Below are 13,332 nucleotides of genomic sequence, written 5' to 3'. Positions count from 1 at the left end.
TGAAAATAGCCTTTATATCCTCTCTTCGGTAGAGAATTCGTTGAAGGCTTTAAACTGTAAATAGACTATATGGAAACATTTTTGATTCGTGCCCTGCAATTGATTATGAGCTTATCCTTGCTCGTTATCATTCATGAAGGCGGGCATTTTCTTTTTGCCCGTTTGTTTAAGGTGCGTGTAGAAAAATTCTGCCTATTTTTTGACCCTTGGTTCACCCTTTTTAAGTTCAAACCCAAGAAAAGTGACACAGAGTATGCAGTAGGTTGGTTGCCATTGGGCGGTTATGTCAAGATAGCCGGTATGATTGATGAGTCGATGGATACCGAGCAGATGAAACAACCCGAACAACCGTGGGAGTTCCGCTCCAAGCCGGCGTGGCAACGTCTGCTAATCATGGTGGGTGGCGTACTGTTCAACTTCCTGTTGGCACTGTTCATCTACTCCATGATTCTTTTTGCATGGGGCGACCAGTATATAAAGGTACAGGAAGCTCCTCTGGGTATGGAATTCAACGAGACCGCCAAAGCGGTAGGTTTCCAGGACGGTGATATCCTCCTTTCTGCCGACGGTGTTCCTTTCGAACGTTATGACGGCGACATGTTGAGCCAGATTGCCGATGCACGCGAAGTAAGCGTCATCCGTAACGGAGCAAAAGCCTCCGTCTATATCCCGGAAGACCTGATGCAACGCCTTCTGGCAGACAGCGTCCGTTTCGCCTCTTACCGTTTCCCGTACGTTATAGACAGCGTAATGGTGAACTCTCCTGCCGCACAAGCAGGAATCCAGGCAGGTGACAGCATCATCGCCCTGAACGGAACCCCCATCTCTTTCTCCGACTTTAAAGAAGCGATGGCAGAACGTAAGAAAAACGAAGCAACCCTGCTCAAAGACAGCATAGATCCGCGCCTAATCACGCTGACTTATGTGCGTAACGGCGCAACAGACACACTAAGTATGCGTGTAGACTCCGCCTACCTGATGGGTGTAACCGCCTGTCTCGTCACAGACCGTCTGCTCCCTATGGTAAAAAAAGAATATGCTTTCTTTGAATCCTTCCCCGCAGGTGTCTCCCTCGGTGTGAAAACCCTGAAAGGCTATGTAGGAAACATGAAATACCTCTTCTCGAAAGAAGGAGCCAAACAGCTGGGCGGCTTCGGAACGATCGGCAGCATCTTCCCCGCTACCTGGGACTGGCATCAGTTCTGGTATATGACAGCCTTCCTTTCCATCATTCTGGCTTTCATGAACATCCTCCCTATCCCCGCATTAGACGGTGGACACGTGCTCTTCCTCTTCTACGAAATGATAGCACGCCGCAAACCGAGCGACAAGTTTATGGAATACGCCCAGATGACCGGTATGATTCTACTCTTCGGTCTGTTGATATGGGCTAACTTCAATGATATTTTGCGCTTCTTCTTCTAGTGAGCGCAACAATAGAAAGTATACACAAAGAATAAGAGGAATATAATTTAGGCACGGATTACACAGATTTCGCGGTCTTTTTTAAACTAAAACCGTGTAATCTGTGTAATCCGTGCCTAAATTATATCAATGCAGATGTTTTGACAGCTCTTTTTTTATTGTTGTTTGTCTTTAAATCTTCAACATCTTCTTCTCTCTCTCCAAATCCGTCTCATCCAACTTAGGTGAAGGTACCGTGCACGTTTTGATATAATCCCCCTCCTGACACGTATAATTATAGTACACCTCCAATTCCGGAGTCAATTCCGCCCGCGGAACCAGACACCCTTCCATCTCCAGAAACTGATTAACATCCGTACTATCCGACTGTTTCACCAACACAATACGACGCGCAATCGGATTATGATTGTAGTCCAGACAGAGATAAAGCCCTTTCAGCATATTCGGAAACTCATAATGCGGAAGTTGCAGGTAAATAGTCACCAGCGCAAACTGTGGCAAATCCCTTTCGTTGAACATCAGGTAAGAGTTCTGATGATTACTGATAATCCCGCTCCCCCAATGCACCGACTTATACGCATTAATCATCCCCACTTTCACATACTCATTATTCTCGGAAGCACCAATCATGTACGGCTCGATCTTCAGGCTATCCGTAGAAGACGACAAACTGTAACTAAGATACATACCGCTATAATTATACACCTCCTGCACAGACTCCTTCGCCTCCTTCCCCAGCAACTTGATAAAAGAGTTGCCACTCTCCGCCTCGCTCTGCACGTCCGGTTCCATCTCCTGAAGCAACAGCCTCACCGATCCCACATTATTTAATAAGCGTTTCTTGGAAACATTATTCACCAGCGCCAAAGCCTCATCCAGCGCCTCGTCCGGTGTGCGTGTTTTCAATAAGTCGATATAAGCGGGAAGCACACTCGAATACAAAGCAGACAACACACTCGGAGCCATATCCACCCGGTCGGCAATTTCTTTCATCTTCACCCCGTTGTTGCGCAGGTACTCTATTCTTTTATAAATATCCGTAAGTTCGTCCATGATTTTTCGGTCTGTTAATTGATTCCGTTGCAAAGGAATGACTAAAGTATTATGTTTGTATTGCATGAATATTACATTAATATTTCAGTACACAGAAAGGCACATATATACAATATGATTCATTGAAATTCATTTTTTCACTCGTTCCGGCACCCTACTTTTGCACCGGAAACAAAAAAAATAGCATTATGAATTTCAAAGAAAAACTGTCGCCTTCGGCCCAAAAGAAACTTTCCGATTTACTCTTTATCCTTTATGCGGGAGGAGCGGCACTGCTGTCCTATTCATTAGTCTACGCACTACGCAAACCGTTCACCGCCGCCACATTCGACGGCATGGAACTATTTGGAATGGACTATAAGATAGCCACCAGCATCATCCAGATATTCGGATATATGGTATCCAAGTTTATCGGGATCAAACTTATTTCCGAACTGAAGAGAGAAGGCCGCCTGAAATTCATTCTTGTTTCTATTTTAGTGGCCGAACTCTCTTTGGTTCTTTTCGGATGCCTGCCCCGCCCGTTCAATGTGTTGGCGTTGTTCTTCAACGGACTGTCACTTGGCTGTATGTGGGGAGTCATCTTCAGTTTCCTCGAAGGACGCCGGGTGACGGATCTGCTCGCTTCCCTCTTCGGACTCAGTATCGCAGTCAGTAGCGGCACAGCCAAATCCATCGGACTTTTCGTTGTCGACACCCTGCACGTCAGTGAGTTCTGGATGCCTGCACTGATCGGTGCGGTAGCATTGCCCCTGCTGGCAGGACTGGGCTATATCCTCGATCACCTGCCCAAACCGACTGCCGAAGACAAAGCGCTGCGTGTGGAACGTGTCACCCTCGACAAGCAACAACGTTGGAACCTGTTCCGCAGCTTTGCTCCCGTATTGACACTGCTTTTCTTCGCCAACCTCTTTCTCACCGTTTTACAAGATGTCAAGGAAGACTTTCTGGTGAAAATCATAGACGTCAATGCCGCCGGACTTTCCCCGTGGGTATTCGCCAAAGTGGACGGCGTGGTCACACTGATTATCCTGGCCATTTTCGCCACTCTGGCAGTAATAAAAAGCCATATCAAAGTACTTTCCGTCCTATTAACCCTTGTCATTGCCGGAGCAATCACACTTAGTACTGTAGCATTCAACTATCACACCCTGCAACTTTCTCCGCTCGTTTGGTTATTTATCCAGAGCCTCTGCCTCTATTTTTCCTACTTGAGCTTTCAAACCATTTTCTTCGACCGCTTCATCGCCTGTTTCCGCATCAAGGGAAATGTAGGTTTCTTCATAGCGATGGTCGACTCTATCGGCTACACAGGCACAGTGGTGGTATTGGTAGTGAAAGAATGTTTCAACCCGGATTTGAACTGGCTGGAGTTCTACAATACAATGGCAGGGACAGTAGGAATCGTCTGCACCTTCGCATTTACCTTAGCAATGATTTATCTGACACAAAAATACAGAAAAGGGAAACAGGGTGAAATACGCGGGGACGAATCCTGCCCCGTCCCCTCCCTCGCTTCTTATTAATTTCCGACGAATAAACCAATATTATATAGAAACAAGAATGAAAAAGATTGAATGTATTATTATGGACTGGGCTGGTACAGCCGTTGACTATGGATGTTTTGCCCCCGTGGCTGCTTTTATCGAAGCATTCGCCGAAAAAGGACTGGTGATCGATGTTGTACAGACCCGCAAACCAATGGGACTACCCAAGATTCAACACATCCGCGAACTACTTTCCATGTCTGACGTGAACGAACAGTTTACCGCCCGTTACCAACGCGCCTGGACGGAAGAAGACGTGGTAGAACTGAACCGCCTTTTTGAGAAATATCTCTTCGCCTCTCTCGAAAACCACACAGACCCTATTCCGGGAGTAATCCCGACTTTGGAGAAGTTACGTGCCGCAGGTATTAAAATAGGATCGACCACCGGCTATACCCGCGAAATGATGGATGTAGTCCTCCCCGCCGCACAGGCAAAAGGATACCACGTGGATTATTGCGCCACTCCCAACCTGCTTCCCGCCGGACGTCCCGCTCCTTACATGATTTTTGAGAACCTGACGAAATTAGCAGTTCCCAGCCTCGACACCGTTATAAAAGTAGGCGACACGATTGCCGATATCCGCGAAGGAGTGAACGCGAAAGTGTATAGTGTAGGCGTGATTCTCGGCAGCAATGAGATGGCACTTACCGAAGCAGAGACAAAATCAATGCCTGCCTCCGAACTCGAAGCCCGCATCGCAGACGTCAAAGAGCGCATGCTTGCCGCAGGAGCTTCTTACGTGATACGCACTATCGAAGAACTTCCCGCACTGATTGAAACGATCAACGCCGGCAACTAACATTCACGCCCGCATCCAACAATCAGAAAGATCAAAATCATTTATTTATTCATTTCTAAAGAAAACATCATTATGAAACCATATTTGTTATTAACTCCCGGACCTCTAACCACCTCTGAAACAGTAAAAGAAGCCATGATGACCGACTGGTGTACGTGGGACGAAGACTACAACCTCGGCATCGTTCAGGAACTCCGCAAAGACCTGGTTAACATCGCCACTAAAAAACCGGAAGAATACACCTCCATCCTTTTACAGGGAAGCGGAACCTATTGCGTGGAAGCCGTTTTGGGCGCCACCATCACCCCGAAAGACAAACTCCTGATTTGTAGCAACGGAGCCTATGGCGACCGTATGGGCAACATTGCAGAATATTACCACCTCGACTACGACATGCTGGCTTTTGAAGAAACAGAGCAGGTATCAGTTGAATATGTAGACGATTATCTTAGCAATAATTCCGATATCACACATGTCGCTTTCGTTCATTGCGAAACAACGACCGGTATCCTGAATCCGATCAAAAAACTATCCCACATCGTCAAGATGCACGGTAAAAAGCTGATTGTAGACTGTATGAGCAGCTTCGGAGGTATCCCCTTAGATGTAAACGAACTCGGTATCGACTTCCTGATCAGCAGTTCCAACAAGTGTATTCAGGGTGTACCGGGATTCGGATTCATCATCGCCCGCCGTTCGGAATTAAACCATTGCAAAGGAGTGGCACGCTCTCTTTCTCTGGACATCTACGACCAATGGGAAACAATGGAAAAGGGACACGGAAAATGGCGCTTCACTTCACCGACACATGTTGTTCGTGCTTTCAAACAAGCCCTGACGGAATTGATTGAAGAAGGAGACGTAGAAGCACGTTACCAACGTTACTGCGAAAATCACCGTATTTTGGTGGAAGGTATGCGTGCACTCGGATTCACAACATTACTCGAAGATGACATCCAGTCGCCTATCATCACTTCTTTCCTTTATCCGCATGAAGGATTCGACTTCAAAACATTCTATTATGCACTGAAAAATAAAGGATTCGTGATTTACCCGGGAAAGATTTCAAAAGCAGATACCTTCCGTATCGGCAACATCGGTGATGTGCATCCGGAAGACTTCCGCCGTCTGGTAGAAGTCATACGGGAAACGAAATACTAGAAAGTCAAATCTTTCAAGTTCATCTTGAATGATTACTTACTAATATGTTGTATGATGTTCCTGCGAAGTTCTGAAAGACTTAATCCTCTTTCAGGACTTCATTATTTTCTTTTCAGGGTGGAAGGCTGCGATAGCCTCAAGCTACTGACGATGGCTGCCACAACGGCAAATCCACTCCCCACCATCAGGCAAACAGCTGTGCTCCGGCTATGAGTGACAAAGCTGAAAAGCAATGCAACCAATGTTGTTCCGGTGGTCTGCCCCAACAGGCGGGCCATTCCCAGCATCCCACTGGCCCCTCCCGAACGCTGCGTAGGAGCGGAAGAAATAATCGTGCTATTGTTCGGCGTCTGAAACAATCCGAAGCCCGCACCGCATAACATCAAACGCAGGATAATACTTATATCAGATGATTCGGCAGTCAGGCTGGAAAGCGAGAAAAGTCCGATGGCAAACAGAGCCATCCCGATACTTCCCAAGATACCGGAATGAATACGCTCCACGAGATACCCTGCCAATGGAGCCGTGACCAACGTAGCCAACGGCCACGGAGTAAGCAAAAGTCCGGTCATCACCTCACTGTGTCCTAAAGTGTTCTGCAGGAAAAAGGGCAGGGAAACCATTGCCGACATTTGAGCGATAAAGGAACAAATGGAAGTCAGGATGGACAACCGGAAAATCGGAATCCGTAACAGGTCGAGTGGTAGTAACGGGGTAGTCTGCGCCAGTTGTCGGCGCACATAGTACGTGCCGACTACTGCCAATACAACCAGTTGGATGAAAAGAAAATCCATTTCCTCGTGATGGGCGAATCCGTCCAGCGTATATATAAGCAGACCGAAGGTTACCGCATTCGCTATGGCGCTGATATAATCAAACTTGCGTTTCGAACGTTCCTCCTGCCTTGGCAGATGTTTGATGCCGAGAAACAATGCGGTAAGTCCCAACGGAACATTAATAGCAAATAACCAGTGCCAGCTGGCAATAGAAAGAATACCGCTCGCCACAGAAGGTCCGGCGGCAGCCGATATGGCAACAACCATCGCATTAATCCCCATTCCCCGCCCAATCTGGCTCTTCGGATAGATATAACGTAGCTGTGCCGTATTCACGCTGGTGATGGCAGAAGCACTGAACCCCTGAAAAATACGGGCGACGGTTAGCGTCCAAAACGAATCGGACAAGGCACAGATCAATGAAGTGATGCAAAACAGCCCGATACCCGAAAGAAAGACTTTCCGGTAACCGATGATTTCACCTAAAGCGGAAAAAGACAATAGCGATATGACGATGGCCAACTGATAGCCGTTGATAATCCAGGTTGTTACTGCGGGAGAAGTCCCAAAATCATGCGAAAGCGTGGGTAGTACGATATTGACGATGTTAATATCCAATACCGACATACAAAGAGCGAATCCGACGGACACCACTGCCCAAATCCGTTTAGGCATCGGCAATCCGTCAGTTTCCTCTATTTTTTGAGTTGGATTTATTGATTGTACCATAAAAACTTATTCTTGTAAGTGTAGTCGTTCCTCCCGGAGGGATTTGTAAAGGTAAACAAAACAATGACAGAGGTGTTTTTGTTTCCTTTGAAAAATAAGTTTTTTTAGTGCAGTTTATTTCAGTTTCAAGATCCGTTGATTGCTGCTTCCCCTGAATTCCAGATACGGAGAGAAAAGAGCCTGCTCGAAGCGTCCGTCCACCAATACGTCTATATAATCAAGGGCAGCGCTCAAGCGGGGGTGTGCCTTGATTTCTTCGTAGCTATATCCTGTATAGCACCACACATTCATCCCCGTCTCCTCTTTCACCCGTTTCAGTAAAGGCAGAAACTCCTCCGGACGGAAGAACGGATCACCACCGGAAAAAGTAACACCGTCCAGCAAAGGATTTGCCTTGATTTCACGGATGATGGACTGTATTTTTTCTTCCGTCAGTTCTTCCCCCGCCCCCGGATTCCAGCTCTCCGGGTTGTGGCAACCGGGACAGTGATGGGAACATCCGGCAAGATAAATAGAGTACCGGATGCCTTCACCATCAACAATCGTTTCAGGATAAGTTCCTAATAAATTCACTTCTTAAATTGAAAATTGAAAGTTGAAAATTAAAAAATTAAAGATAGAAGCCTATTAGTGAGGCCATTTTCAACTCCTTACAGGTGTTTTACGCGGTCTTGTTCTTCTGCCCGCTTGGCAGAGTTCCAAGAACTTAAATCGCCTGTCAGGTAACCGGTTATACGGCGCATACGAAGGATGCTTTCACTCTGGCACACCGGACATTTATCGAAGATAACCCCCTTGTAACCACAGTTATGGCAAGTATCTACCGGGTGGTTGATAGAGCCGTAGCCGATCCCCTCGTCGTGCATCACTTTCACAATCTTGGCGATGGCACGTACATTCTTCTGTGCTTCACCGTCCAGCTCTACATACGTGATATGTCCGCCGCGCGTAATGGCGTGGAACGGAGCTTCACACTTGATTTTCTCAACGATGCTGATCGGTTCTTTCACGTCTACGTGGAAAGAGTTGACATAATAGTCGCGGTCTGTCACTCCGGGGATTTTTCCATATTTCCGACGATCCATTTTAGTGAAGCGTCCCGAAAGTCCTTCGGCAGGAGTAGCCAGAACGGAGTAGTTCAGGTTATATTTCTCTTTATATTCGTTTACCACTTTATTCATTTCCATCACAGCTTCATACAACGTGTCCCATGCTTTCTGGTTGTGTCCGTGCCCTTGGCCGTAGAGAGCCACCATCGCATTGTGTCCGCCGATAAATCCGATTCCCAGCGTACCGCTGCGCAATGCGTCACCCACCTGTTCGTTCGGGTTCAAATCCCCGCCGCCTTTCCACACATTATTTCCCATCATGAACGGGAACTGACGTGCCAAGGCCGTACGCTGATACTGATAACGCTCGTAAAGCTGATCGGCTACAAGAACCGACATAGTATGTACGGATTCGATGAAAATTTCTTTTGCCTTCTGTTCAATGGCATCCTTGTTGCGTTCATCCTCTATCAGGTTTTCCGCCTTGATGCGGGCTTCGATAGCCAGTCTCGGCATATTCAGCGTAGTGAATGAAAGATTGCCACGGCCTAAAGAAGATTTTTCTCCTGCCACGTTTTCAAAAACACGGGTACGGCAACCCATCGTCGCCAATTCGTAGATGTAACGTTTCGGATCGTCCGCTTTCCATTTCTCGTTTTGGTTGAAAGGTGCGTCGAGGAACATGAAGTTAGGGAACAGCGCTTTCGCCGTAGTCTGGCAAGCCTTCAACAGCAAGTCGAAGTTGGGAGCTTCGTAACGGTCGGTCATTGCCTCTTCGATGTTTTCCGCTTTCATTGCTTTCTCAAAGTCTTTCTCCGAGTAAGAAACTCCGTCTTTCACCTTGAAAATCTGGATTGGGAATACAGGCACTTCGCCTCTTGTGCCCAATCCTTCAATGGTAGCTTTCAGCAATTCTTCGATCACCATGCGACCTTCGGCAGAAGTGTCGGTACCGTAGTTGATGGAGCTGAATACCACCTGATTACCGCCACGTGAATGCATCGTGTTGAGGTTGTGGATAAATCCTTCCATTGCCTGATGGGTATCTTTGCGGGTCTGCTGATAAGCTTTCTCAACGATACGGGCAAGGTGTTCCTTGTCTATAATGATTTGTAAAGCCACTAAAGCGATGCGCAATGTTTCGCGTTCGGCTTCGGTGGACTTGATAGACGGAAGATATTCTTTAATCAATGTGCGAATGGATTTCTCATCGGCCTGATGTCCGTTTTCCATGGCGACATAGAAATTGATGAACGATGCCAGATGCTTGCGGAAAGATTTGGCCACACCTTTTGCCATGAAGAAATCGAAAGCAGGAATTGCCTGTCCGCCGTGTTGCTCATTCTGGTTCGTCTGGAAGATAATGGTAGCCAGCGTAGCATAACTCTGGATGCTTTGCGGGGTACGGATACTGCCGTTCTTTGTGCGGAAACCGCGTTCAAAGAGGTCGTCCATATCATATTGGATACAGGTTGTCGTCTTTGTCGGATAATAGTCCAAGTCGTGGATGTGAATATCTCCCAACTGGTGTGCTTCGGCAAAACGTTTCGGCAACAAGTATTTATACGTATAATCTTTGGTTACTTCGGAAGCGAACGTCATCATCTGGCCGGCAGGCGTGTGACTGCTCATGTTGGCATTGCTCAAGTTGACATCGTTCTTGTCGATAGCAACGATGCCGTCCATCACTTGCTTCATCTGGGTTTTCTTATCGCGCTCCGTATTCCGCCATTCGCGATAAATAATATATTTCTTCGCTACTTCCGGGCGTACTTTCATCAACGACTTTTCTACTAAATCCTGAATCTCTTCTACGGTAATAGTAGGAGTTGTAAACTGACTGATTACGTTCATAGTGATGTCAGCCACCAACTGCTGCTCATCCTGAAAACCGGTTGCACTGAATGCCTTACTAATTGCATTCTTGATCTTACTGATAGAGAAATCTTCTCTTTTACCATCACGTTTGATGATACAAATTTCCGCGTAGTTCATAACTTTAACTCCCGAAAGCTTATTAAATTAAAAATTGAAAATTGAAAATTAAAAAATTCCGGCAGGTCTTCTGACTTATCTCTCCCTCGCAACACCTTCCCACACCGATGTCGATGCAGTGGCATATTGTGCGGATTCTTAGAGAATTACAGCAGCGGGTACTGTCGCCGATTTACACAGCGTTCCCTCATTGACTAAACCTCTTTTAGCTCCGAAACCGGATACAAAGATAGAAGATTATCTAATAGCTTGGTTAGCTTTTAACATTAAATTTTGGGAAACTTTTCTTTCTCGCTGATATAGAAAGTTTTCCAAAACGGAAAACTTTTTTCTGATTTTAACGCAAGAAGTATTCTGTTTTCATTCCTCTTTTTTCCGGAAAACAGACATCTCACAGGACACCTATCCCCTATTGCAGCTACAAAAGTGGGAAATTATTTTCTTTTGTTCTATACAAAATCAAAGAAATATTTCTGCCTTTTAAAAATTACTACTGATTTTTTCTTTTTCACTATGTTTCCGAAAAAGGATTTTCGGAATACGAAAAAAAGAAAAGCTGCCTCGTTCATTCGAGACAGCTTTTCACTTATTCCTTAACCTTACGTTTACTCTATGAATGGCTACACGTTTTTACCTGTTACGCGAGCTACGTGCGGGCGACACGTCTTACATATTTACGCTATTCGGTTTCATACCTTTTTCAGATACGCCAACTCTTTTCTATCTGGCTAGTCCTTTTCTACCTTACCGTTTCTCCGGTGGCGGAAACGCAAAACTGCTTCAAGAATATCCAGCAACTTTTCCAATAATAATCTCATCCGTTTTCTTTTAAAGGTTAATAATCCGTTTTAAATACCTGTCACTAATTAATTACTATCTTTTTCCAGGCACGGATTACACAGATTAACACGGCTACTTTGCAGCAATGACAACACTAAAGACCGTGAAATCCGTGTAATCCGTGCCTAAATTATTGTATAAACAAATTCGGTTAAGCGGCCGGGTCCGGAGCTTCGCCTCCTCCGCCACCAGGTTCGTTGCCGTCATCCGTGTCTTTGTCAATGACGTCGTCGGCAACAAACGAACCCGCTACATCCTTGATGTGCACAAATTCCACTCCAGTGGTCAATGCGCGGGTAGCACTTCCGTTAGCGGCACGGGTGTATTCAGGGGTAAACTGACAACGCAATGAAGTGATCTGCGAACTGCTGACCTTACTCTCCAACTCCACTCCTTTTCCTCCTGCTTTGGCAATCATAGTAAATGTCCCCAAGCCTTCGAGGCGCACCGTGCGACTGTTGAGCAACTGTTCACGCATCACCGACATCAGGTTACGAATCACGTTATGAACATCACCCGCCGTCAGCGAGGCTTTTTCTGCAATCAATTCCGCCATTTTCTGCGTATTGACCATTTTCCCGAATTTCACCAGACGGGGATAATAAAGTTTCTGTCCTTCCTTGTTGGCAAGTGTTGCCTGATAAGGTTTGTAAATTAATGGCATACTATTTTCCTTTCTTTTTTGATTGATAAATAAATAACTACTGTCTGTAACCGATTACGAAGACAAAAGTACACGAAGAGAAGAACGCAGGGAAACACGATGTTACAACCCGTCGCAAGAGAGAACAGACAAGCACAAATTGACACGATTCATGCCTGCAAAGGCTTCTGTACAAAACAGAACCAACCGGCATAAAAAGGCGTACCTTTGTATGAGTTCATACAAAATAAACCTCTAAAAAACAGTCAATATGAAAACAGAAACAACTCCAAAAGCAGAAACAGAAAGCCGTACCCGCATACAATCCTATAGCAAAAGCCAGCTGGCCGGACTTTACCTGCCTCACATACAGTCCGCCTCGGCACGACGCACCCTCCGTAGTTGGATTGCCAAGAATACCGCACTGCAAGCCGCACTCGCCCAAACCGGATATAGCGAAAAAGCCATCCTGCTCACTCCGGCACAAGTAGGACTATTCTTCAAGTTTTTAGGAGAACCTTGAAACGACTCTTTTATAAGGAAATATCATTCGGACAAAGACAAAACAAGGCAAAAACAAGGCAAAGATAAATAAGGCAAGACCAAACAAAGCGGACATTTCATCACAGATCACGCGAATCAAATTATAACTTGCTGATTGCTGTTATAAAGAATCCAAGATAATCTGTAGTGAAATGTCCGCCCATTAGATGAGAAAAGGATTATATCATTCCGGAGTACTTCCTCCCGACGGCTTCATCAAATCGACTGCCCCCCCGTTTTCCTCTATTCTCCATCTTTTTTCTTCACCTTTCCTTCCTTTTCACCAGTCTCCGGAAGCAATGTTTTATCGTCATTAAACTGAATATCAATACGAATATGATGATTATCATCAACTGTATAGCCTACATCCGCAGAATCTCCTAGAAAAAGCTTCAGAATCCAGCACAACACCTCCGGAATATTGGGAATAATCGTTGCCCTTCCAATCACACAGGAGAAAAAATTAAAGATAGTTGTCCAATTGGGTATAGGGCTCCGACCGTCGAAATTACACCTGTACACACGCCCCACGGACGAACGCGAACAATCCGAATTCTTTTCAACATATTTTTCTGAAATATTATTCAGTTGCCCCAACTTAAAAACACAATCAATCACTTTCTTTTTAACATCATCGTCGCTGTGACGTACACCGGCCATTTCTTTCTGACCATTTTCACTGTTAAAAATCACTTTTCTTTCTACCTTAGTCATTTTTTACATTTTATTTAATATTCATCTTTAAACTTCACGACAAAAGTAAGATGCT

Annotated in this window: 11 protein-coding genes and 1 riboswitch; of the genes, 5 read left to right on the top strand and 6 right to left on the bottom strand. The window is 45.6% G+C overall.

Annotation, left to right across the window (positions count from 1 at the left end):
* The first annotated feature begins 69 nt into the window (after positions 1-69).
* Entirely contained in the window at positions 70-1,425 is a 1,356-nt protein-coding gene (rseP, locus tag AAHJ11_RS16705) for an RIP metalloprotease RseP (RefSeq protein WP_148365057.1), read from the top strand.
* A gap of 171 nt (positions 1,426-1,596) precedes the next feature.
* On the opposite strand, the gene AAHJ11_RS16700 is transcribed toward rseP, so the two are convergent.
* Positions 1,597-2,478 (bottom strand): hypothetical protein, encoded by an 882-nt coding sequence (locus tag AAHJ11_RS16700; RefSeq protein WP_148365058.1) that lies wholly within the window; start codon positions 2,476-2,478, stop codon positions 1,597-1,599.
* A 188-nt stretch (positions 2,479-2,666) separates the two neighbouring features.
* Between AAHJ11_RS16700 and AAHJ11_RS16695 the strand changes: the two genes are divergently transcribed.
* The 3 genes from AAHJ11_RS16695 to AAHJ11_RS16685 all read left to right on the top strand — a co-directional run bounded on the left by AAHJ11_RS16695 (position 2,667) and on the right by AAHJ11_RS16685 (position 5,988).
* The gene (locus AAHJ11_RS16695; RefSeq protein ID WP_148365059.1) at positions 2,667-4,004 is read left to right on the top strand and encodes a DUF5690 family protein; all 1,338 of its coding nucleotides are present in this window, start codon (positions 2,667-2,669) and stop codon (positions 4,002-4,004) included.
* A 37-nt stretch (positions 4,005-4,041) separates the two neighbouring features.
* On the top strand, positions 4,042-4,827 hold the full coding sequence (phnX, locus tag AAHJ11_RS16690) for a phosphonoacetaldehyde hydrolase (RefSeq protein ID WP_298048086.1): 786 nt from the start codon (positions 4,042-4,044) through the stop codon (positions 4,825-4,827).
* A 72-nt stretch (positions 4,828-4,899) separates the two neighbouring features.
* The gene (locus AAHJ11_RS16685) at positions 4,900-5,988 is read left to right on the top strand and encodes a 2-aminoethylphosphonate--pyruvate transaminase (RefSeq protein WP_320978348.1); all 1,089 of its coding nucleotides are present in this window, start codon (positions 4,900-4,902) and stop codon (positions 5,986-5,988) included.
* A 101-nt stretch (positions 5,989-6,089) separates the two neighbouring features.
* Here AAHJ11_RS16685 and AAHJ11_RS16680 read toward each other — a convergent pair whose 3' ends face one another.
* The 4 genes from AAHJ11_RS16680 to AAHJ11_RS16665 form a co-directional block, all read right to left on the bottom strand.
* Positions 6,090-7,493 carry an MFS transporter gene (locus AAHJ11_RS16680; RefSeq protein ID WP_320978346.1) on the bottom strand — a complete coding sequence of 468 codons (1,404 nt, stop codon included), beginning with the start codon at positions 7,491-7,493 and terminating at the stop codon, positions 6,090-6,092.
* A gap of 114 nt (positions 7,494-7,607) precedes the next feature.
* A complete protein-coding gene (gene nrdG, locus AAHJ11_RS16675; protein ID WP_148365063.1) occupies positions 7,608-8,066 on the bottom strand; it encodes an anaerobic ribonucleoside-triphosphate reductase activating protein in 459 nt (152 codons plus the stop codon).
* Positions 8,067-8,143: 77 nt separating this feature from the next.
* The gene (locus AAHJ11_RS16670) at positions 8,144-10,537 is read right to left on the bottom strand and encodes an anaerobic ribonucleoside triphosphate reductase (RefSeq protein WP_148365064.1); all 2,394 of its coding nucleotides are present in this window, start codon (positions 10,535-10,537) and stop codon (positions 8,144-8,146) included.
* Positions 10,538-10,579: 42 nt separating this feature from the next.
* A riboswitch (cobalamin riboswitch) is annotated at positions 10,580-10,774 on the bottom strand.
* Positions 10,775-11,528: 754 nt separating this feature from the next.
* Entirely contained in the window at positions 11,529-12,041 is a 513-nt protein-coding gene (locus tag AAHJ11_RS16665) for an HU family DNA-binding protein (protein ID WP_320978345.1), read from the bottom strand.
* A 250-nt stretch (positions 12,042-12,291) separates the two neighbouring features.
* On the opposite strand from AAHJ11_RS16665, the gene AAHJ11_RS16660 reads away from it, so the two are divergent.
* The gene (locus AAHJ11_RS16660) at positions 12,292-12,543 is read left to right on the top strand and encodes a DUF4248 domain-containing protein (RefSeq protein ID WP_148365065.1); all 252 of its coding nucleotides are present in this window, start codon (positions 12,292-12,294) and stop codon (positions 12,541-12,543) included.
* 263 nt (positions 12,544-12,806) lie between these two features.
* Here the strand turns inward: AAHJ11_RS16660 and AAHJ11_RS16655 are convergent, their stop codons facing one another.
* The gene (locus tag AAHJ11_RS16655) at positions 12,807-13,277 is read right to left on the bottom strand and encodes a hypothetical protein (RefSeq protein WP_217721650.1); all 471 of its coding nucleotides are present in this window, start codon (positions 13,275-13,277) and stop codon (positions 12,807-12,809) included.
* Between the last annotated feature and the right edge of the window lie 55 nt (positions 13,278-13,332).

This window comes from Bacteroides sp. 90-K9/2, from assembly GCF_047310725.1.
Lineage (GTDB): Bacteria > Bacteroidota > Bacteroidia > Bacteroidales > Bacteroidaceae > Bacteroides > Bacteroides vicugnae.
Note: the sequence above shows the minus strand (reverse complement) of the source record. Positions and strands in the feature narration are given on the sequence as shown.

Bases quoted from the DNA above. Each gene is read 5' to 3' on its own strand.
- rseP (WP_148365057.1), top strand. From the start codon at position 70: ATGGAAACATTTTTGATTCGTGCCCTGCAATTGATTATGAGCTTATCC.
- AAHJ11_RS16700 (WP_148365058.1), bottom strand. From the start codon at position 2,478: ATGGACGAACTTACGGATATTTATAAAAGAATAGAGTACCTGCGCAAC.
- AAHJ11_RS16695 (WP_148365059.1), top strand. From the start codon at position 2,667: ATGAATTTCAAAGAAAAACTGTCGCCTTCGGCCCAAAAGAAACTTTCC.
- phnX (WP_298048086.1), top strand. From the start codon at position 4,042: ATGAAAAAGATTGAATGTATTATTATGGACTGGGCTGGTACAGCCGTT.
- AAHJ11_RS16685 (WP_320978348.1), top strand. From the start codon at position 4,900: ATGAAACCATATTTGTTATTAACTCCCGGACCTCTAACCACCTCTGAA.
- AAHJ11_RS16680 (WP_320978346.1), bottom strand. From the start codon at position 7,493: ATGGTACAATCAATAAATCCAACTCAAAAAATAGAGGAAACTGACGGA.
- AAHJ11_RS16670 (WP_148365064.1), bottom strand. From the start codon at position 10,537: ATGAACTACGCGGAAATTTGTATCATCAAACGTGATGGTAAAAGAGAA.
- AAHJ11_RS16665 (WP_320978345.1), bottom strand. From the start codon at position 12,041: ATGCCATTAATTTACAAACCTTATCAGGCAACACTTGCCAACAAGGAA.
- AAHJ11_RS16660 (WP_148365065.1), top strand. From the start codon at position 12,292: ATGAAAACAGAAACAACTCCAAAAGCAGAAACAGAAAGCCGTACCCGC.
- AAHJ11_RS16655 (WP_217721650.1), bottom strand. From the start codon at position 13,277: ATGACTAAGGTAGAAAGAAAAGTGATTTTTAACAGTGAAAATGGTCAG.